Source organism: Serratia sp. BIGb0163 (assembly GCF_024809935.1).
Taxonomy (GTDB): Bacteria; Pseudomonadota; Gammaproteobacteria; order Enterobacterales; family Enterobacteriaceae; genus Serratia; species Serratia quinivorans.
The window spans coordinates 1,681,597-1,701,456 of sequence record NZ_JANUDZ010000001.1 but is presented as its reverse complement, the minus strand read 5'-3'; the positions used below and the strand labels follow the sequence as shown (position 1 = coordinate 1,701,456).

Annotated in this window: 30 protein-coding genes; 27 read left to right on the top strand and 3 right to left on the bottom strand. The window is 51.6% G+C overall.

Annotated features, from left to right (window positions below; translation table 11 throughout):
* Positions 1-172: 172 nt before the first annotated feature.
* Positions 173-352 (bottom strand): hypothetical protein, encoded by a 180-nt coding sequence (locus tag M2406_RS08150; protein WP_259189595.1) that lies wholly within the window; start codon positions 350-352, stop codon positions 173-175.
* Positions 353-581: 229 nt separating this feature from the next.
* Entirely contained in the window at positions 582-1,232 is a 651-nt protein-coding gene (locus M2406_RS08145; protein WP_259189594.1) for a S24 family peptidase, read from the bottom strand.
* 80 nt (positions 1,233-1,312) lie between these two features.
* On the opposite strand from M2406_RS08145, the gene M2406_RS08140 reads away from it, so the two are divergent.
* The 17 genes from M2406_RS08140 to M2406_RS08060 all read left to right on the top strand — a co-directional run bounded on the left by M2406_RS08140 (position 1,313) and on the right by M2406_RS08060 (position 11,472).
* Positions 1,313-1,510 (top strand): Cro/CI family transcriptional regulator, encoded by a 198-nt coding sequence (locus M2406_RS08140; RefSeq protein ID WP_259189593.1) that lies wholly within the window; start codon positions 1,313-1,315, stop codon positions 1,508-1,510.
* A gap of 27 nt (positions 1,511-1,537) precedes the next feature.
* Positions 1,538-2,071, top strand: coding sequence for a YmfL family putative regulatory protein (locus M2406_RS08135; protein ID WP_259189592.1), 534 nt, complete (start codon positions 1,538-1,540; stop codon positions 2,069-2,071).
* A 198-nt stretch (positions 2,072-2,269) separates the two neighbouring features.
* Positions 2,270-3,190 (top strand): conserved phage C-terminal domain-containing protein, encoded by a 921-nt coding sequence (locus M2406_RS08130; RefSeq protein ID WP_259189591.1) that lies wholly within the window; start codon positions 2,270-2,272, stop codon positions 3,188-3,190.
* Positions 3,171-3,908: an ATP-binding protein gene (locus tag M2406_RS08125; RefSeq protein ID WP_259189590.1), complete on the top strand. Its 738-nt coding sequence runs from the start codon at positions 3,171-3,173 to the stop codon at positions 3,906-3,908. Before M2406_RS08130 ends, M2406_RS08125 begins: the two co-directional genes overlap by 20 nt.
* A complete protein-coding gene (locus M2406_RS08120; protein WP_259189589.1) occupies positions 3,905-4,252 on the top strand; it encodes a hypothetical protein in 348 nt (115 codons plus the stop codon). Before M2406_RS08125 ends, M2406_RS08120 begins: the two co-directional genes overlap by 4 nt.
* A complete protein-coding gene (locus M2406_RS08115) occupies positions 4,249-4,476 on the top strand; it encodes a hypothetical protein (protein ID WP_259189588.1) in 228 nt (75 codons plus the stop codon). The genes M2406_RS08120 and M2406_RS08115 overlap by 4 nt, the downstream gene beginning before the upstream one ends.
* The gene (locus tag M2406_RS08110) at positions 4,473-5,594 is read left to right on the top strand and encodes a site-specific DNA-methyltransferase (RefSeq protein ID WP_259189587.1); all 1,122 of its coding nucleotides are present in this window, start codon (positions 4,473-4,475) and stop codon (positions 5,592-5,594) included. The genes M2406_RS08115 and M2406_RS08110 overlap by 4 nt, the downstream gene beginning before the upstream one ends.
* Positions 5,591-5,962 carry a RusA family crossover junction endodeoxyribonuclease gene (locus M2406_RS08105; RefSeq protein WP_259189585.1) on the top strand — a complete coding sequence of 124 codons (372 nt, stop codon included), beginning with the start codon at positions 5,591-5,593 and terminating at the stop codon, positions 5,960-5,962. Before M2406_RS08110 ends, M2406_RS08105 begins: the two co-directional genes overlap by 4 nt.
* Positions 5,959-6,954: a DUF968 domain-containing protein gene (locus tag M2406_RS08100; protein ID WP_259189584.1), complete on the top strand. Its 996-nt coding sequence runs from the start codon at positions 5,959-5,961 to the stop codon at positions 6,952-6,954. Before M2406_RS08105 ends, M2406_RS08100 begins: the two co-directional genes overlap by 4 nt.
* 38 nt (positions 6,955-6,992) lie before the next feature.
* The gene (locus M2406_RS08095) at positions 6,993-7,847 is read left to right on the top strand and encodes a DUF6236 family protein (RefSeq protein ID WP_259189583.1); all 855 of its coding nucleotides are present in this window, start codon (positions 6,993-6,995) and stop codon (positions 7,845-7,847) included.
* A gap of 88 nt (positions 7,848-7,935) precedes the next feature.
* Positions 7,936-8,628, top strand: coding sequence for a bacteriophage antitermination protein Q (locus M2406_RS08090; RefSeq protein ID WP_259189582.1), 693 nt, complete (start codon positions 7,936-7,938; stop codon positions 8,626-8,628).
* A gap of 628 nt (positions 8,629-9,256) precedes the next feature.
* Positions 9,257-9,775, top strand: coding sequence for a Rha family transcriptional regulator (locus tag M2406_RS08085; protein WP_259189581.1), 519 nt, complete (start codon positions 9,257-9,259; stop codon positions 9,773-9,775).
* 133 nt (positions 9,776-9,908) lie between these two features.
* Complete coding sequence (locus tag M2406_RS08080) at positions 9,909-10,154, top strand: phage holin (protein ID WP_037419444.1); 246 nt, start codon at positions 9,909-9,911, stop codon at positions 10,152-10,154.
* A 2-nt stretch (positions 10,155-10,156) separates the two neighbouring features.
* The gene (locus M2406_RS08075) at positions 10,157-10,642 is read left to right on the top strand and encodes a lysozyme (RefSeq protein ID WP_259189580.1); all 486 of its coding nucleotides are present in this window, start codon (positions 10,157-10,159) and stop codon (positions 10,640-10,642) included.
* A complete protein-coding gene (locus tag M2406_RS08070; RefSeq protein WP_259189579.1) occupies positions 10,639-11,013 on the top strand; it encodes a hypothetical protein in 375 nt (124 codons plus the stop codon). Before M2406_RS08075 ends, M2406_RS08070 begins: the two co-directional genes overlap by 4 nt.
* Positions 10,997-11,164, top strand: coding sequence for a hypothetical protein (locus M2406_RS08065; protein WP_259189578.1), 168 nt, complete (start codon positions 10,997-10,999; stop codon positions 11,162-11,164). Before M2406_RS08070 ends, M2406_RS08065 begins: the two co-directional genes overlap by 17 nt.
* 14 nt (positions 11,165-11,178) lie before the next feature.
* Entirely contained in the window at positions 11,179-11,472 is a 294-nt protein-coding gene (locus M2406_RS08060; RefSeq protein WP_259189577.1) for a hypothetical protein, read from the top strand.
* Between the two features lie 44 nt (positions 11,473-11,516).
* Here the strand turns inward: M2406_RS08060 and M2406_RS08055 are convergent, their stop codons facing one another.
* Positions 11,517-11,804, bottom strand: a complete 288-nt coding sequence (locus M2406_RS08055; protein WP_259189576.1) for a hypothetical protein — start codon at positions 11,802-11,804, stop codon at positions 11,517-11,519.
* Positions 11,805-11,890: 86 nt separating this feature from the next.
* Between M2406_RS08055 and M2406_RS08050 the strand changes: the two genes are divergently transcribed.
* The 10 genes from M2406_RS08050 (at position 11,891) to M2406_RS08005 (ending at position 19,841) form a co-directional block, all read left to right on the top strand.
* The gene (locus M2406_RS08050) at positions 11,891-12,145 is read left to right on the top strand and encodes a DNA polymerase III subunit theta (protein WP_259189575.1); all 255 of its coding nucleotides are present in this window, start codon (positions 11,891-11,893) and stop codon (positions 12,143-12,145) included.
* 84 nt (positions 12,146-12,229) lie between these two features.
* A complete protein-coding gene (locus M2406_RS08045) occupies positions 12,230-12,874 on the top strand; it encodes a hypothetical protein (RefSeq protein WP_259189954.1) in 645 nt (214 codons plus the stop codon).
* A gap of 24 nt (positions 12,875-12,898) precedes the next feature.
* Positions 12,899-13,144, top strand: a complete 246-nt coding sequence (locus M2406_RS08040) for a hypothetical protein (protein WP_259189573.1) — start codon at positions 12,899-12,901, stop codon at positions 13,142-13,144.
* 349 nt (positions 13,145-13,493) lie between these two features.
* Positions 13,494-14,093, top strand: a complete 600-nt coding sequence (locus tag M2406_RS08035; protein ID WP_259189571.1) for an RNA polymerase subunit sigma-70 — start codon at positions 13,494-13,496, stop codon at positions 14,091-14,093.
* Positions 14,065-16,044 (top strand): phage terminase large subunit family protein, encoded by a 1,980-nt coding sequence (locus M2406_RS08030; protein WP_259189953.1) that lies wholly within the window; start codon positions 14,065-14,067, stop codon positions 16,042-16,044. The genes M2406_RS08035 and M2406_RS08030 overlap by 29 nt, the downstream gene beginning before the upstream one ends.
* An 8-nt stretch (positions 16,045-16,052) precedes the next feature.
* The gene (gene gpW, locus M2406_RS08025) at positions 16,053-16,316 is read left to right on the top strand and encodes a gpW family head-tail joining protein (RefSeq protein WP_145549823.1); all 264 of its coding nucleotides are present in this window, start codon (positions 16,053-16,055) and stop codon (positions 16,314-16,316) included.
* Positions 16,316-17,962: a phage portal protein gene (locus M2406_RS08020; RefSeq protein WP_238969136.1), complete on the top strand. Its 1,647-nt coding sequence runs from the start codon at positions 16,316-16,318 to the stop codon at positions 17,960-17,962. Before gpW ends, M2406_RS08020 begins: the two co-directional genes overlap by 1 nt.
* Positions 17,959-18,819 (top strand): S49 family peptidase, encoded by an 861-nt coding sequence (locus M2406_RS08015; RefSeq protein WP_259189569.1) that lies wholly within the window; start codon positions 17,959-17,961, stop codon positions 18,817-18,819. Before M2406_RS08020 ends, M2406_RS08015 begins: the two co-directional genes overlap by 4 nt.
* Before the next feature lie 3 nt (positions 18,820-18,822).
* Complete coding sequence (locus tag M2406_RS08010) at positions 18,823-19,440, top strand: hypothetical protein (RefSeq protein WP_259189568.1); 618 nt, start codon at positions 18,823-18,825, stop codon at positions 19,438-19,440.
* Positions 19,440-19,841 (top strand): head decoration protein, encoded by a 402-nt coding sequence (locus M2406_RS08005; protein WP_259189567.1) that lies wholly within the window; start codon positions 19,440-19,442, stop codon positions 19,839-19,841. Before M2406_RS08010 ends, M2406_RS08005 begins: the two co-directional genes overlap by 1 nt.
* The last annotated feature ends 19 nt before the right edge of the window (positions 19,842-19,860 follow it).

Genomic DNA, 19,860 nt, shown 5'->3' with positions numbered 1-19,860 from the left:
GGAAAGGGCGAGTGAGCATTCCGATGTACGCCGGTTACCCGGCGACTGCCACCACTACATAAAAACCAACAACCAACCAGAACGGGATGCAAGCCACTACGCTATAGACCACTGCCTTCCAACCTTTTGCGCTCATGATTGCCTCAGTGCGCCGCGGAGGGCGCGATGGGTGTTAGCTACTAAATCCGGTTACTTCAATCCGGCAAATCGGATATGTGTAAAGCTTGTTATCCGAAATGATTTTCTGAGCCGCTTCAAGGCTGTCGGCACTGTCACAGAACTTAATGTTCTCGCAGTAGCGCCCGTCGTCGTCGTCAGGCTTACCAGCCAAAATCGTGAATCCAAGAGCCATCGTGTAACCCTCTGCTGTGAACCTGGTTAGCGAATCATCCCGATCTTCGTGTGCCTCGGGCGGCTACTTCGTGGGCGTCCTGCCTTTTCGCTGTTGGTGAAATTAATTTAAGACATCTTAAGATTAACTGCAAGGTTATTTTTGAAGTAAACTTAACATTTGAAGTGGAAGGATGGGTGTTTCGCAAAAATGAGAAAAAAACCGCTCACAGCGGTTTAATTTTATGGCTTTATGATGTGGTTCGGTATCTGCGGTGCTCGACCATTACGCCAATGATACGAATTTTTGAGGTGTCGGATCTGTACCTAGCATAATCATCGTTAAGTGGGGAGAGTTCGAAAACCTCTCCGTTAACATCTTTGCCTCTGGGGCGATATTTCAAGAAAAGAACTTCGTTATCTTCTATTTCGGCCAGCACGAAATTACCAGGTAGTGCCGTAACTAAGGGATCAATGAACACAACGTCCCCTTCATTAAACTCTGGCTCCATCCCGCGACCTTTTATAGTTATGGCAAAAGCCGATCTGGATAAGTCTATGTTTGTTTGAATAAAGTTAATGCCACCGTCCAATTCTCTATAACTACTATCTTTTCCCCAAGCCTTTGCTTGCATGTACGTGATTATTGGCGCGGTAGAAGAGTCGAGTCCGGAAGGGACTACGGTACTACTGCCATTCTTACCAGTTAAGATAAAATCTGGAGATAGTCGCAACTCAGCGGCTAGTCGCATTAAGTTCTCCCCAATAGGTCTGGTCTTGTCCCCTTCCCATTGAGAAATAGCCCCGCCAGCAACGCCGATGCGAGACCCCAACTTCTCCTGCGATAGACGCAGAGCTTTTCTTTGAGCGCGTATGCGCTGACCGATCGTTTGAGTTTCCATATTTAAGCAATCTTAAATTCAATTGACTTAAGAGTCCTTCTGAATGACAATTTAAGAACACTTAAAAGGAGGGCTGTTTGATGCTTAAGAAAGACGTAGTTAGACATTTCACTACCCAGAAGGAGGTGGCCCGTTTTTTGGGGTTGAGTGATTCTGCGATTTCTCAATGGAAAGAAGTCATTCCCGAAAAGGATGCTCACCGACTCCATCAAGGAACAAATGGGATTCTCAACTTCGACCCTTCGTTTTACAAAAAGTCTACCGCTCCAGCGGCTTAACAAAAACCACAGAAGCGGAGAAACCTTGTGGACAACAAAGACTTTCCTACCCAGGACGACATCAGCGAAGCGATACACAAGCTGATCACTCAGTTCCCAGGTAAGTACACCGCGATGGCCAAGGAGTTGGATCCAGTAGCCGGCACTGAAAACGCACTGCGTAACCGTGTCCGCCAGGTATCAGGGCAGGTAGTGCCGCTGGGTATGGCTGTAGAAATGGAATCAATCTCAGGCCGAAGCGATATCACCGAGGCGATGTGTAAGCACGCTGGTGGAGTGTTCGTGAAGCTGCCGGAAATCGAACAGGTGGACAACGAAGAGTTGCTGATCAAGTTCAACGAACTGATGTCAGCGCTGGGCCTGTTCGCCAAGGCACATAACGAGTTCACAGCTGATGGAGTGCTCGACAACCACGAGAGTAAAAAACTGAAAGCTAAGGGTTACCGGATCCAATCGCTGGTGGCGGAGATATACGCCGTGACGGTGATGATGTTTGGAGAGGGTGACGCCCAGGATATGCGGTCCCGGGCGTCGAGTGCATCAATTAAACGTGTGGAGTAATTAACGCATGAACAGAGTAACAGAATCTCGTTTGCGTGGGCAATTTCGTTGTGTAGCTGCGAGCTGCGCTAAACCGCCAGTGCCGTTGCGTTATGTGATGAGAATACCCGGCGGCTGGTTGCCTGTCACCCACAGCGCGTTGCAGGAAGTTGTGGATCGCTTTAAGTATTTGGCACTGCCAGCGCCGGGAGCTGTGGCATGAGCGTAAAAGTCTCCAGCTATGTATGGGACGGCTGCGCTGCGCACGGTGTGAAGGGTACCAAGCTGCTTGTAATGCTTCGTCTGGCTGACTTCTCAAACGATGAGGGGATCTGCTATCCGGGGATTGAGAAAATCGCCCGTGAGATTGGTGCTGGCCGGAGTACGGTCACCACTGCGATCGGCGAACTTGAAAGCGATGGATGGCTGACACGCAAGGAACGCCGCAGAGGGCAGCGCAACGACAGCAATATTTACACCCTGAATGTGCCAAAGCTGAAAGCTGCAGCATTAAGCATTGAGTCTCACCGTCCAGTTTCTGACACGTCAGAATCTGACCATTCAAAATCTGATATGTCAGGATCTGAACGTTCAGAATCCGACCGTTCAGAAAACACGAAAAAAGGCAGTTCTCACCCGCCAGAATCTGGGGGGGATCCGTCAGTAAATTCAAAACAAGATCCATCAGGTAAAAAACCTACTTGTCAGCCTGCTGCGCAGACCGACCCCGAAGTGTTGATCACTGACCAGGCCAAGGACGTTTTAAAACACCTGAACCTGGTTACCGGTTCACGTTACCAGACGTCGAAAAGCTCGCTTGAGAATATCCGGGCCCGTCTGAGGGATGGTTATTCCAATCATGACCTGTGCCTCGTCGTTGACTACAAGCAGGAACACTGGGGCGACCTGCAAGACATGAGTGATTACATCCGGCCAACCACGCTGTTCATCCCGAGCAAGTTCGAAGGCTACCTGAGCAGTGCCACCAAGTGGGACAAAAAGGGCCGCCCTAAGTGTATTGCCGGGAAATGGCAGACCAGCACCAACCACCGCGTAACCCCAGCCTCTGGCGCCATCCCGCCAGGCTTCAGCAATGGCTTATCAACCCTTGGAGGTGATCATGATGTCAACGTCAACTGACCTGATGGCACGTTTGCTGGCGCTGAAACCGGCACACGTACAGCCGCGCTTTGACACGGTGGAAGGCTGGAAGAAGTTTCAGGCCGAAGAGGCGCAGAAGTCTAACCAGCAGATCACGGATCGGAACCGCCAGGCCCGTATGGAAAAAATCATTGGTCGTTCTGGCATCCAGCCTCTGCACCAGAAATGCGCGTTCAGCAATTACGTTGTGGAATGCCCGGAACAGCAGGCTGCACTGGATGCCGCCAAGGGCTATGTGGCGTCATTTGGTAAGACACATGGCGGCTTCATTTTCTCGGGTAATACCGGTACTGGAAAAAACCACCTGGCCAGCGCAATGGCAAGAAACCTGATTGACCGCGGTCACTCTGCGATGGTTATGACAGTTGCTGAGCTGTTTGAAAACCACCGTGCCACGTTCAGCAAGGATAGCCCAGTGAGAGAAGCTGATCTGCTGCGTGACCTTTGTCGGCTGGATTTGTTGGTGCTGGACGAAGTAGGGCTGCAGAAGGGCAGTGATTACGAGATCAACCTACTAACCAACATCGTTGACCGCCGCCAGTTGCAGTTGAAGCCAACCGGCATGCTGACCAATAAAACTTACGACGAAATGGTGAAGATGGTCGGTGAGCGGATCATGGATCGCCAGACCGATGGTGGTATTTGGGTGCCATTCACATGGGCAAGCATGCGCAGCCGCAAAGGGGGCAAGGTATGAAAAAGTTATCGATCCCAGTGGATGTACTCGAAAGCGAACGAGTTAACAGCGGCATCCGTCGGCTAATCCTCGCTGGCATGCTGAAGGACAACCCAGAAAACCAAATGGGCCGAGTAATTCAGGCCGCGGCCGGTGCCAAGTGGATGACGCTTCGCGACCTGGAAAGAACCGTGTTCATGATGTTTTTCGTGGCTGATACCCAGGCGGCCATAAGCGCTCGTTTGCGTGAGGTTAACCCTAAGGTGCATGGCCTGGTTAAGGAAAAACGCACGTTGAAGGATCCGGACACAGGCAAGCAGGTTTATTTCTACCGCCTGGTAGCCGTAGAGGAGCAAGCCGCATGAAGTGTGTATCGGGTATTGAGGTTTTGCCTTTGATGGCTGTGGCGCACCGGGTGTATCGCTGGTGGATGTTACGTGAGGCCCGGCGCACCTGGCAGGAGCGCGGCGATTTTCGGAAATATGCAATCTCGCAGGGATGGCTAACAGACTGGCAGCGCCAGCACTTTGGCTGGGATTACTACGGGATCCGGTATTTGGTACGAAGGGCGACGGAGGGCTTTAAATGATTTATCAACTGAATGTAGGCCGCTGTGAAGAGGTTTTGCGCAGTATGGCTGATAGCTCTGTAGATGCCATTGTAACGGATCCTCCTTACGGCCTGAGCTTTATGGGCCACAAGTGGGATTATCAGGTGCCAACCGTAGATCAATGGACTGAATGCCTTCGAGTACTTAAACCCGGTGGGCACTTGTTGGCGTTTGGTGGCTCAAGAACTTATCACCGGCTCGCAGTGAACATCGAGGATGCTGGTTTTGAGATTCGTGATCAGCTGATGTGGATTTACGGCAGTGGGTTCCCCAAGTCGAAAAACCTTACCGGGGAGCATCAAGGGAAAGGGACGGCATTGAAACCTGCGCATGAGCCGATCGTAATGGCCCGTAAACCTTTGGTTAGCACAGTAGAGGGCAATGTTGTCCAGTTCGGCACTGGTGCTCTAAATATCGATCTTTGCCGGGTACCGACAGAGGAAGCTTTAACCGGTGGTGCTGGTGGCCTGTTGTCGCATGTGCGTGACGAGAAAGCCCCAGAAAGTGGGGAGTGGAAAGCGGATCAGCTCGGCCGGTGGCCTGCAAACGTCCTGCATGATGGAAGCGATTCGGTGGTCGAGGCATTCCCTGACGCAAAGGGGCAGCAGGGCGATCTGAAAACCACAGGTAAGGCCCGGCCAGCGCGAGTGGTTTTTGGGAATATGGACGCGCCACGTGACCACGCGATGCGCATTGAAACCAGTAAATCAGCCGCACGGTTCTTTTACTGCGCCAAGGTCAGCAAGTCGGAGCGCGACGAGGGGATGGAGCGTTTTGTGCCGTTTTCTGCTAGCGAAATGACTGGCGGTCGCGAAGAGGGAAGCGTTGGCATTAACGATCCGCGTGCCGGAGCAGGCCGTACAGGTGGCGCTAAAAACAATCATCCAACCGTTAAACCTGTCGAATTGATGCGGTACCTTTGCCGACTGGTCACGCCTGCTGGAGGAGTCGTATTAGACCCTTTCATGGGTTCTGGTTCCACGGGAAAAGCGGCACTGCTTGAAGGGTTCGGTTTCATCGGGGTGGAACTGGATCCTGATCACCTCACAACCGCTGCGGCTCGTATAGCTCATTCAGCCAAGGAGGTGGCGCAATGATGCTTATTTTGCCATTCCCGCCAAGCGTTAACGGCTACTGGCGTTCGCCAAACAAGGGGGCATCCAGAGGCCGTACTCTGGTCAGTGAGCGCGGCAGGGCATTCCAGGCAGAGGCTATCGCTCAGGTAATGGAGCAACTGCGCCGCCGGCCGAAGCCAATCAGCGCAGACATATCTGTAGCGGTGGTGTTCTATCCGCCAACTAAAGCCCGTCGCGACCTGGATAATTTCTTTAAGGCACTGTTTGACGCCATGACGCAGGCTGGTGTGTGGCTTGATGACAGCCAGATTAAGCACATCGATGCCAAGTGGGGGCCGGTAATCAAGGGCGGCAAGGTAGAACTACGGATCAGCGAGGTGCAGGTATGAGAGGGATACTGAAGCCGATCGTTGTCCGCGAACTGGGGCAGGTCATCTTAAAGCCAGGCAATGACTTGCTGACGATGTTCGGTGACCGGGTGATGGTGGCCACGGTACCGGCTGAGTTTCGTGAAATGCCGTCAGGTGCATTACCGGCAACAGAACAGCAGCTGGCCATTGACCCGCGCTTCCGTCCGTTCTTCCAGCATGAGCTCGTTCTTTCTGCCGCTGGTGGCATTAACAGCCTGGAGAGTTGGCTGGATCGTCGTCATGACTGTCAGCGCCAATGCGCCGATGGGTACCACGACAAGAACATGGAAACGATGCGGTACGGCTCTGGCGCTATCCGGTTGTGCTGGCATCACGCGCATTTGTACCGTGATAAGACGATGGATGAGCTATCAGCCGCAGCAGAGCAAAACATAGCGGATTTTGTGGTGTATCGGGCCAGAGTTCACTTCATGTTTGAAGAGAGCCATCAACTGACCTTGCCGGAACTGTGCTGGTGGGCCTGGGTGAATGGGGTCATTGATCTGATCCCGGATGATGTAGCAGCCGCCTCGTTACGCATTAAGCCGCACACCATCCCAACCGGGCACCGAAGAGAGGCCGACATTACCCCCAGTTTGTCACCTACCCAACAGATAGCGGAGATTGCTAAGAAGGCTGCAAAGGTGTTGGTAATCGATCCGGAGCCGCCAAAGGCATTATTCAAGATCCCTAAGCGTGAACGATGGACGAGCGAAAAGTTTACTCGCTGGGTTAAGTCTCAGCCGTGCGTGTGCTGTGGCAACCCATCCGACGACCCACATCACATCATCGGCCACGGACAGGGTGGTATGGGTACCAAGGCACACGATTTTTTTACCATCCCACTATGCCGGAAACATCACGATGAATTGCATCGTGACATGTCACGGTGGGAGGAAGAACACGGAAGTCAAATTGAGTTATGGTTCAAATTCATAGATTGGTCTCTTTCTGTCAGTGCTATTATATAATCTAATATTTTAAAGTTATTGAAAACAGAGGGGGAAGTATGAATAAAGGTATTATCTTGACCGAAGGATATCGCGCAGATCCGAAAACAGGTAATTTTAACAATCAAGTTCCAATAAGCTTAGAGGACTTGAGGTTTTGCTCATTATTCTGGGATAAAATTGAGAATCCGAATTCATTAGTTTACTTCGAGCCATCGGATGATTTTAAAGTTTTGATAAGTGAAGGTATAGCATCACAAACCAAAGTTGAAATTGATGGGATAGGAGGTAATGGGAACGGGGGTGATTGGATGAAAGAGTTAGTCTTGAAAAACCAAATGGCATTCATGAATATGCAAAGGGGAAATATGGGTATAGATTGGAGCTTAGCACAGACATCTGATACTTTATCTTCTCCAAGTGATTCTAATATAAGTAGGGCCGTGTGTGAATTCAATCTATATAATGCCATTTCGTCACCAGTTAGCGATGTTTCAATTTACGATGTTCTTGAATTTAAGGAAAGAAGGAGTGATGAGTTAATTGCATTAAGAGATATGATTGATGACTCTGTGTTTAGGGTTAGCAGTAATCCGGAAGATCTTAATGCTTACCGAAGAGAAGTAAGTAGGTTGGAGTCCGTTCTTAATGATTATAATTCAGTGATGAAAGAAACCGGTTATCAAACAGTGAAAAGAACATTAACGTCATTATTGACATCTCCCCCTTTAGGTGCCGTCGCAATAGCTGGAATGGTTCCTGAATTTGCACCATTCATGTCAGTAGTTAATGTGGTTGGAATAGGAGCTTGTGCTTTGGGGCTGGCTTATAAGGAGTTGATAGTAGATAAAAACATCCCAAATCAGCACAAGCAATTTGCTTATTTAATACATGCGAAGCAAGAGTTGAAATAATCAAGAAGATTCCTAACGGAAAACTATCAAACAACGTGTGGAGTAATAGGCGAGCTGGCATGCGGGCCAGACGCCTGGAGATTAAAGCATGATCGTGACCCAGCAATATCTGCAGTACATTCGAGAGAGCTTTATGATGGCAACAGCTGACCTAAGCGGGAAGACCAAAGGGCAGTTACAGGCATTCAGTGATTCAACACAGGTCAGCACAACGCGATTGAAGCGCAAGCGGCGCACCATTGTAGAGCCAGACGGCACCCGGATTGTTGTTCATAGCAACCCGGTACCGGGTACAGAAACGCGGCCTAGTTCGGGATCCATTGCCCTGATAGAGCCAGAAACATTTTCAGCAACCTCATGGCGCCGCGCTGCATATCCGCTGGTTGGGCATCAACGCAGCTGGCTGTCCTGGTGCTATGCACATGATCTGGACTTCAAACATCAGATTGAAATTACCCGGTGGGGCTGGTCAGAATTCAATGAGAGCCTTGGTGGTCAGAAGGTGGCTGCAAAAACGCTGGATAGGTTGAAGGCCTTAATTTGGCTGGCCGCGCAGGATGTTAGATCGGAGATTAAGGGGCTTGCCACATATCAGCTTCAAGACCTCGCTGAGCTGGTTGGGGTGTCTGCACCGAATTGGTCGAAGAATTACAACGGCTACTGGTCAAGCATGCGCAGTGTCTTCCTGAGGTTGGATCGAGATGGTTTAGTTTCACTGTCGAGATCACGATCACAACAAAAATCGATATTTTCGCAGCAATGTCTTGCAAAAGTTAATTAAATAGGCCATATTTAGCGTTAATTTGATATCGTGCCACAAATGTAATGACCGGCACCAAAATAAAAACCTCGCTCCGGCGGGGTTTTCTCGTTTCTGGTGGCTGTTTATGCTCGGGTTCTAACCAAATGAATTATATAGAGTAAAATCCGCCCATTGCAAAGTGAGTAAAAATGGCCCAAGATAGCCCTAATGCTAGGATTTCTGTGTTTAATGCAAACAATTGCATGCGGTATTAATCCCAAGACATTTGCAAATATTAAAAAAATCTTGAAAACAGGATTTGGAAGTGGTAGAAATACGTCACGCTGTGGAGTAGTTGTGAAGAAAGCTAAGATGTCCTGCTAAGAGCAGGTTTTTTTATGCCTAAAATATCCAACTAACCACCTGACGAATCATAAACAGTCGAGCATTGCTCGGCTGATGAATAGCTCAAGAACCCGCCTAGTGCGGGTTTTTGCGTTTCTGGCCCTGGCATCCGCTGGGGCTTTTTTGTATCCAGCGCCGCGCCGGTGCGAAACCACCAAGAACCTGTTCAGAAATGAGCCTTTGAGGATGCCAGTAGTGGTAGGCGTACCCTCTTGGGCTGGTTTCCTGGGCGACAAGGGTTCATTTCTGAAAGGAAAACGCCATGCAAGAAGTAACAGTGATCCCCAAGTTTGATTTCAAGCAAATGGTAATGGCAGTTCACGGTACTGTTGTCACAACTTCAGTTTTAGTGGCAAAACATTTTAACAAGCGCCACAAAAACGTTATCCGAGCCATACGCGAACTAAAATGTTCAGACAAATTCAAGCAGCTCAATTTTGAGCCCGCTGATTTCATTGATAAAAATGGCGACATTCAGCCGATGTACAATATGACCAAAGATGGCTGCATCTTCTTAATTATGGGATTTACTGGTGAAGCAGCTGCACTGGTAAAAGAAGGGTACATCAACGCCTTTAACTGGATGGCTGAGCAGTTATCTCGCTGGCAGCACATGGGAGAAGACGCGCAACACCGTCATGCTATCAAAGCCGCTCGATCGGAAGTGAAAGGGCGATTCGGAAGTCGCCTAATGAATGAGCGAAAGAAAGAGAAGAAAGTCCTAACGGTAGAGTATGAGCAGATACTCTCACTGATACAGCCCAAGTTAATCCTTGAATAAGAGCCCGCCACTGAGCGGGCTTTTTCATATTTAGCGCCCAATGCCTCACTCAATGACGTATGTCGCTTCGCATTCGCGGCGCTAATCCATTCCTTTCACCCGGTACCGGGACAGAGCCCCGGAAGGGGGAGGTATGAAAATCATGCCGGAGAAAATTACCACATTCATTTCTTACTGCACCTCTGCAACGTTGGTGTGTGGAGGCAGCATTTTGCAATGGCTACATGACCTCGACTGGAATCAGGTTGCGGTAGTGGGCGGTTTCGTGATCGGTGCGATCACTGCCGTGATGAACTTCTATTTCAAAAGCCGCCAGACAAAGGCCTATGAGAAGGCCCTTAAAGCTGGATATGTCACACCACCGCCAGCGGAGGACTAAGAATGGCGCTCGCAGCTTCGTTAAAGAAAAAACTCAGCGCAGCCTTTGCTGGTGGAGCCATGGCGATTGCAGCGGTGCTCATTCCTTCACTCGAAGGGGTGGAGTATAAGCCATACCGCGATGTAGTCGGCGTGCTGACGGTCTGCTACGGGCACACTGGCGCTGACATCATACCCACCAAGACCTACAATCCCGCTGAATGCAAAGACCTCCTGGATAAAGACCTGGTGCCTTTTGCTCGTTCTGTAGAACGGTCGGTGAAAGTGCCAGCGAGTGAATACCAGAAAGCCGCTCTGATCAGTTTCAGCTATAACGTCGGCGTCAAAGCCTTCGAGTCTTCCACTCTGCTGAAAAAACTCAATGTGGGGGACAGTGCCGGGGCCTGTGATGAAATGCGCCGCTGGAATAAAGCCGGAGGAAAGGTCTGGAAGGGGCTAATTAACCGTCGCGAGGTTGAGCGTGAAATTTGCAACTGGGGCCAGAAATGAATCGGGTTTCCGCTGCTATCGTCGCTGTGTTGTTCCTCATTTTCATTGCGCTGGCATGGCTGGCGTTCTACTTCCACAGTAACGCGGAAAAGGCTGGTGAGCAGGTTAAGCAGCAGGAAAAGACGCTGGCGCAGCAGTCAGGACTAATCTCAACCCTGCAAGAACAAGACCGGAAGAACAGAGCCTTAGCAGCAGAACAACAGCAAAGAGAGCAGCAACTGCGCCAGCAGGGTGAACGCTACCAGAGGGCATTACGTGAAGCACTTAAAAACGATAAATGTGGGAATAGTCCTATGCCTGCCGCTGTTATTGACCTCCTGCAGCAAAACGCTCCCACCGGCACCGCAACAGGTCGTGCTGTTACCCCCTGAGTCCGTATTCATCCCATGTGAGCAACCAACGCTGCAGGGCGATACCTGGGGCGATGCGCTGAGCTATGCGCTGGCACTGCAAACAGCTTTATCAGTCTGCGCCGGCCAGGTGGCCACGCTGAACCAATGGCGGGAAGCCGCCGCGAGATAACAAAGGTAAAGACGATGGACGAAGATGATCGTAAAGACCTACAGCTGTGGTTTGGGCTGTCATATTCCGCATTCTGCGTAATGCCCCGAGTGTTTATGGAGGCGATGCCCACAGAGTGGCAGGAAAAGATGGCTAAATTGTTATTTGAGTATGACGAACGCATAGATCAGAGCGTGTGTGGGGTGCATAGTTGCTTTGTCACGGTAAAGAACGCTGACAACCGCTTTATGAAGATGCCGGAGGAGATGTTGAATTACCGGCACCCGCGCCCTGAGTTTATTCAAAGTTTTCGGCGTGAGCCTAAATAGCATTACAGGTGGGAGGCGAAGCAAGTTTGATATTGTGAATGGAGTTATTCGTTTTCGAGCATTTTTCGACGTGGGTAAACACGAATTGAATGTTCGTAGGTTGATGCTAACTCCTTATAACCTTTTGTCACTTTATTATCTAACACCCAATCTGAATCAGGGGCTTTAAATGCGATACGATCACCACCTTCAGTAATCATGACGAGATAACCATTCTCATTTATAGGTAAATGACTATCAAGAGCTCTAACAACATAGATTTTATCAAACTTAAAGAGTAATAAAGCTTGGGTAACTAATGCCTCAGCATCATCAAAGAAATTTTTAGTCATATAATCACGCCTGTATGTTAATAAATAAGGTGTGTAGCAACTTGGTAAGAAGCAGTATAGATTACCCTTTAATCGGGGGTAATTAAATGTCATACAATCTCGGCAATCTGCCAAAAGAAGAAATGGACAAGGTTAACGTAGACCTTGCAGCGTCAGGCGTAGCCTACAAAGAGCGCATGAACCAGCCAGTGATAGCTGAGCAGGTGGAGCGAGAGCAGCCTGAGCATCTGCGTGAATACTTCCGCGAGCGAGTGGCGCACTACCGAGGGATAAGCAAAACACTCCCCACCGGCTCGGCCGCCGTCTATCTGCAAATGGCAGAGGCCAACGGAAAGAAATAATAGAACCCGCTCCGGCGGGTTTTTTAATGCATGAAGCCATCAACCTGTATCAACGGGCTGGTGGCTTTTTTACAAGGGGAGCGTATGGCTGGTTTAAAAGAGCTGTCGGCCCAACTCCAGAGCGTGCGCAAGCAAATCCCATTTGCCACCGCGCAGGCGCTAACCAGTGTCGCCAGAAAGATAGAGTCGGCGGAGAAAACCGCATTTAAACGCCATCTGGATAATCCCACGCCGTTTACGGTCAACTCAGTCAAATCGTTCGGCGCCCGGAAAAACAACCTGAAGGCCAAGGTTTTCGTGATGGATACTGCTGCGAGCTATCTGGAGCCGTTCGAGTTCGGCGGACAGCACAAGCTGAACAGCCAGGCGCTGCTGAACCCCAAAAACATCAAACTGAACAAATACGGCAACCTTACGCGCAACAAGATGACGCAACTCAAGGCAAAATCGGATGTATTCGTTGGCGATGTAGACGGCACGAATGGCGTATGGCAGCGGCGTAAGGCCAAGAAAGGGAAGAAGGGCAAGAAGCGGCGTAAACGTTCTGCCAATGGCACACGACAGCCACGGATGAAGATGCCGGCACCGAAGTTGCTGATCCAGTTCGGTGACGCGCTGCCCGTTAAGCCGACGCTCGGCTACTTCGAACGTGCACAGGCGATGGCCAATGCGCTGATGCCTACAGAGCTAAGCCGGGCGATGGCAGAGGCGATGAAAACGGCGAAGTAGCTACATACACAGTGAGAGGTAAGCATGAACATTATTGGTACCGAACATAAACGGCGGCTTAAGTTGTTGTCATTGCAAGCGGCAGCATCGCTTAAGCACGCAGAAGCCTTCGAAGCAGTTCGCGAACACGGTAAGTCGGAAGAGGTTGCCGAAAAGGATTTGTTATCACTCCTCTCGTTTCATGCTGAGAAGATGGGCTATGTACTGGTAGAAAAGACCACGTGCGATGAGGAGCCAGAGCGCATGGGATGCGATGGCGAGCATGGGTAATTATGGGAAGAAAAGCACCAACACCGTGCCCGTATACGTACGAGGAGATGATCCAGCGGCGGCCAGCAGCACCACCGACGCCCCCGAAGGCATATGCAGCAGGCAACCCAACACCAAGCTCTGACTCGACCACGGCACACTGCTACTGTCATGAGCTCATTCATCCGGGTGATGAGGTGACCTACCTGGTGCGGTTCAAAAAAGTTTGAGCCGGTGCCCCTCCCCGGGGCCTCCAGAAAAAAATGGGTCCTTCCCAGCACTTTTGTAAAGCACGGGCATTGCGCGCCGCGTTCTGCGTCTAGCTATCAACTTTTGAAATTTGGGTAACAGGTAACACCTGAGGTAACAGATGAACCAGTCAGATTTTGCCAAACTTCACGGCGTCAGCCGAAAGACGGTAACGAGCTGGAAGGCCCGTGGTTGGCTGGTTCTGGCCGGAGACGACATTGATGTCGAAGCGTCAAACGCCAACATAGAGCGCTTCCGAAAAACTGTTACCCGACCGGAAAAAAAAGCAGCAGGTAACAGACAGGGTAACAAAACAGGTAACAGATCCCCGGGTAACAAGTCAGGTAACAAAAACGATAAGGATCTTCCCGAGTCAGCGACGAAAACCGTCGAGCGGATGATCGCCGAGCACGGCGTGACAATGACGCTTGATGAAGCGCGTCAGATGAAAGAAAACTTCCTCGCGTTGCTTACTCAGCTCGAGTACGACATTAAATCCGGGCAGGTGCTGCCGTACAAAGACATGATTGAGGCCGTAGGTAATGAATACGCCCGCATGCGCACCCGCCTCATTGCTATTGCTCCTGAACATGGCCCCCGGTTGCGGGTGCTGGCTTCTACCACCAACGACGCGGAGTTTGTCCAGGCACTGCAGGAGGTGGTTTACGAGGCGATGGAGGAATTGAGCCTTGATGCAGATAACAACCGAGGAGAGAACTAACGCTGCAGCCTGGCAGAATTTCACAGGGGAGCTGCGCCAGCGTCGCTCCGATGTTCGCCCCCCAGAGCCGCTTTCACTGAGTGAATGGGCCAACAAATACGCGGTGCTCTCGAAAGAAACCAGTGCGCAAACAGGCCGATTCCGATCTTTCGCCTATCAGGATGGCATGATGGATGCCATTACCGATCCGGCAGTGACACAGGTTTCTGTAATGAAGTCGGCGCGTGTCGGCTACACCAAGATCCTTGACCACGTTGTCGGCTATTACCTGGCGCATGACCCGTCGCCGATCCTCATCGTTCAGCCGCGTGTTGAAGATGCCGAGGACTACAGTAAAACCGAGATCGCGCCGATGTTGCGTGATACCCCAGTGCTGGCGGAAATATGCGGTGATCCGAAGGCCAAAGACAGTAACCAGACCATCCTCAAAAAGACGTTTGCCAACGGCGCTAATTTGACTCTGGTAGGGGCAAATAGCCCTGGTGGCTTCCGTCGAATCACCTGCCGCATTATTCTTTTTGATGAAGTGGACGGTTATCCGGCCGGTGGTGCCGGCGTAGAGGGCGATCAGATAGCCCTGGGCATTAAGCGTTCAGAAACTTTCTGGAACCGCAAGATTGCCCTGGGCTCGACGCCGACGGTCAAAGGAACCAGTCGTATTGAAAAGGCGTATGAGGAAAGCGATCAGCGCCGATATTACGTGCCATGCCCGCATTGTGGTGAACATCAGGTATTGGAATGGGGAGGCCCTGAGACACCTTACGGCATCAAATGGGACAAGGATGAGCACGGCGAGGGAATACCTGAAACGGCTTATTACGTGTGTCGTCACAATGGTTGCGTGATCCACCATAACGAAAAAGCGTCGATGGTGAGGCGTGGAGAGTGGCGGGCAAGCAAACCGTTTAAAGGTCATGCCGGATTCCACATCTGGGCAGGGTATAGCCTGTTCCCCAATGCCGCATGGAAATACCTGGTTGCCGAATGGTTGCGGGTTAAAAATGATCCGTTGATGCGGCAAACATTTATTAACCTGGTTCTGGGTGAGCCGTATGAAGATCGCGGTGAGAAAGCGCTGAGTGAGAAACGGTTGCTGGAACGCTGTGAAGTTTATGCGGCTGAAGTGCCTGATGGGGTTGCAGTGCTGACAGCCGGTATCGATACCCAGGACGGACGTTTTGAAATTGAAGTCACTGGCTGGGGCTGTAACGAAGAAAGCTGGTCTGTTGCCTTTGATGTGATCGAAGGTGACCTGGAAACCAATGAGCCGTGGCAGCGCCTTGATGCCTATCTCAAGCAGATATGGCGCCGGGCTGATGGGCGTGGTTTCACGATCATGGCGGCATGTATGGACTCCGGTGGCCATCACACCCAGAAAGTTTACGAGTTTGCCAAAGAACGTCTTGGCCGCCGTATTTGGGCGATCAAGGGGGAATCTGCACGCGGCGGTAAACGATCTCCGGTGTGGCCGACGAAAAAGCCAACGTCCAAGTCAAAAGCCAGTTTTAAGCCAATTATCATTGGAGTGAATGCGGCCAAAGATACCATCCGCGGGCGCTTGCATATTGATCCACCTGCGCCGGGTGAGGCTGCAGCCAGTTACATGCATTTTCCGACGGATCGTGATTTGAACTACTTTAGCCAACTGTTAGCTGAGCGTTCGGTTCTCAAAGTCTCCGGTGGCCAGCGTTATCGCGTTTGGGAACAAATACCCGGGCGGGCTAACGAAGCCCTGGACTGTCGGGTGTATAGCTATGCAGCATTGTGCGGGTTGTTTTATCTCGGGCTGAAACTGAATAAATTGGCTGACAATATTTCAGTGAATCCTGAACGTCTATTACCGGCGCCGCAGCAACCGGAAGAAAAACCAAACCTTCGTCTGCCTGGCGTCATCATAGAAGAGCCGGAAAAACCGAAGCGTAAACGCCTGTCACAACTTTTGCCCTCTTAAGGATCCCTATGTTTAATCGTAACACTAGCCTGCTGGCCGGTGCGATGACGCCTGAGCAATTGCGGGCTGCATTGGCAAAGGCGCAGCAAGCCTATATTGACCTTGCTGCCGGGGCCCGCGGCGTGTCGTTTTCGTATACGCAGGGTGATGGCACACGTTCCGTTTCATACCAACAAGCCTCTATGGCAGACCTGATGGCGTTGATCCAGTTGCTTCAGGCTCAGTTGGGTATTGTTCCCCGCCCACGCCGGCCGATGAGGTTTAGATACTGATGAGTGACATCAAGATTTTAGGTCCAAATGGGCAACCGCTACCGCCATCAAGGTCAAGGGCGTCCATGCTGGTGGGCGGAAGTCGGGTTCCATACGACGCGGCTGACTCTTTCAGTGACCAGTTAGCAAACTGGCAGCCGGCACTGTGGTCACCCGACAATGAGATCAATATTTACCGCGATCGCATTGTCTCCCGTGTACGGGATTTGGCCCGCAATGATGGGTGGGCCAGTGGCAGTATCACCCGTGTGCTGGATAACGCCGTTGGCGCTAACTTTCGCCCCATCCTAAAGCCTGATTACCGCATGCTGGCGCTTATGACGGGTAACAGTTCGTTTGACGCTACCTGGGCGGATGAATACGGAAAAGTGATCGAGGCACACTGGCGGTCATGGGCGCAGGATGACCCTGGGCGTTATTGTGACGTTGAGAGGAAACAGACGGTGTCGCAAATGCTGCGGCTGGGTTTTCGTCACAAGCTGATTGATGGCGATGCGCTGGCTGTTCTGCAATATCGCCCAGATCGACTAGGCCGCGGGCGAGGGCGCTATGCCACTACGGTGCAGATTGTAGACCCTGACCGCCTGAGCAACCCGCAACAAAATTTTGATATGCCTAACATCCGCGGCGGTGTCGAAATTGATGATGATGGCGCTCCTGTGGCCTACCACATCCGCGAAGCGCATATCGGCGACTGGTGGAGTGGTGCCAAAACGATGACCTGGCGGCGTATCCCGCGGGAAACGGACTGGGGGCGCCCGCATGTTGTGCATGATTATGACCATGAGCGTGGCGCCCAGCATCGTGGGAACGGGATATTAACGCCGGTCGTACAACGACTGAAAATGCTCATCAAGTACGATCAGACAGAGCTGGAAGCGGCAATACTGAACGCGGTATTCGGCGCTTATGTTTCCTCGCCGTATGATCCGCAGATGGTTGAAGCGGCAATGGGGGAAAACTTCGACGACACCAGTATTGGCGCTTATCAAGACGGGCGTATTGAGTTCCATAATGATCGGCGCATATCGCTGCAAAATGGGTCAAGAATGCCTATTTTGTACCCCGGTGAAAAAATAGAAACGGTTAACGCTTCGAGGCCACACAGCAATTTTGAGGTGTTTGAGAGCGCTGCATTGCGCAACATCGCCGCTGCTACCGGGCTTTCTACCCAGCAGGTAACACAAGATTGGTCTGACGTTAACTACAGCTCTGCGCGTTCTGCGATGTTGGAGGCGTGGAAAACGTTGACCCGCCGGCGTGATGATTTTTCTGTCGGGTTTGCCCAGCCGATCCTGTCCGCATTTATCGAAGAAATTCACGACACGGAAGATTTACCACTGCCGAATGGCGCTCCTCATTTTCTGGATGCTAGGGCGGCTTATTGTCGTGCACGCTGGATGGGGCCTGGACGTGGTTGGGTGGACCCGGTGGCAGAGAAAAAAGGCGCCATTCTCGGTATGGATGCCGGACTTTCAACGCTGGAAATGGAAGCGGCGGAAAATGCCGGCGAAGATTGGGAAGAAATGCTGGACCAGCGGAAACGCGAAATTGACGCGTTTAAAGAACGTGGGCTTCCGTTGCCAACTTGGGCTCAGGCCGAAATCTTCGCACCAGAAACGATAAAAGATCCGGAGGCAGAGTGAATTTACCGCACCTGGCGCAGCGGCTATTTAACACGCCGCTGGCGCTGCACCCACAAAAAGCCGAAGTCGTCATGGCCGCCATGATGGACCGGTTCGGGATAACCCGCATTAATACCCTGGCCTCTGACTGGCTGGGAGAAGACGACAGTTTTACCCGTAAAGCACGTAAGCAGGATGCGGGTTATGACGTGGTCGGTGGTATTGCCGTCATCCCCGTTCAGGGGACGTTGGTTCAGAAACTCGGCTCGTTGCGGCCCTACAGCGGCATGAGCGGTTACGACGGAATACGCCAATCATTCCTCACAGCAATGAATGATCCTGAGGTGAACGGCATCTGTCTGGATATCGATTCACCCGGGGGAGAGGTTGCTGGATGTTTTGACCTGGTGGACGAGATTTATCACGCCCGGGGCTCAAAACCGATCCACGCCATCCTGACCGAAAATGCCTATTCCGCAGCGTACGCTATTGCCAGCGCTGCTGACCGGATCTATGTTCCGCGCACCGGAGGCGTTGGCTCAATCGGTGTCATCGTAATTCACTGTGACTGGTCACAGCGAATTAAAGAAGACGGGCTGGCGGTGACCATTATCACCTATGGCGACCGCAAGGCCGAAAGCAATCCTTACGTCAAACTGACCGATCAGGCCCGCGCCGCGATTCAGGATGATGTGGATACGATGGGTAGGCTTTTTGTCAGCACAGTAGCCCGAAATCGGGGGATCTCTGAGAAAACTATCCGTAACACCCAGGCTGCCTGTTTCCTGGCGGCTGATGGCGTCAAGTTGGGGCTTGCCGATGCAGTCATGACCCCTGACGCCGCATTCCGAAAATTATTCACCGAAGCAGGAGCTTAACGTATGTCTTACTCAAAATTTGCCCACCTGATGGGTTTTAAGAAAAAAGCCTCAGAAGATGAGGACGACGACAAAGAGAAAGGTAAAAAGGCGAAATCACGCCGTGCGGAAGAAGAGCGCGATGACGAAGAGGACGCCGAAGAGGAGGATGATCGCGAAGACATGGAAGACGATGATGACAGCGATCCTGATGCCGAAGAGGACGACGACAAAGGAAAGGGCAAAAAGGCTAAGTCTCGTCGTGCGGAAGAAGACGATGACGCTGATGCAGAAGAGGACGCTGATGCAGAAGAGGACGACGAAAACCGCGATGTGAAAAAAGGTCGTCGGGCTGAGCGTAAACGCTGTGCTGCTATCTTTGGCAGTAAGCATGCCGCCGGCCGACCTGATATGGCGGCGCACTTGGCGTTCAATACCCGCATGAGCGCGGGTGAAGCCATTGGCACGCTGGCAACGATGGGGGCTGTTGCTCCGGCGAAAACAGCGCGTGTATCGCTGGATTCGCGTATGCAAGCCGAACAGGTACGGCTGGGCCCGGATGGCGGCAAGCCCGCCCCGGGGAAAAATGCGCTGGCAAGTAAGATGACCAGCCTCTATGACTCTGCACGAGGTATCAAGTAATGGACCAGTTTGGACAAAATCAATTCGCACCGGGCATGGAAAGTTCGCTGTTCGTACCCGATCAGCTGGTTTCCGGCCCGTTACAGCTGGTCACCGACTCGGTCACGATCGGTGTTTCAGGTGCGCTTAAACGTGGGACGGTACTCGGCATGGTCACCGCGACCGGCGCGTACATCCCAAGCAAAAAAGACGCTACCGACGGCAGTGAAAAGCCGTCCGCCATTTTGGTCGATAACGTAGACACCACCACTACAGCACAAACTGGCGGTGTGTATCTGATGGGTGAATTTAACCAGCATCACCTGATCTTCGATGCGACCTGGACCATTGCTGAACTGAAAGCGCAATTCCGCCCTCTGGCCATCTTCCTGCGCGATAGCATCCAGTCGCCAGTATCCTGATCTAACCCTTTTGAAACGT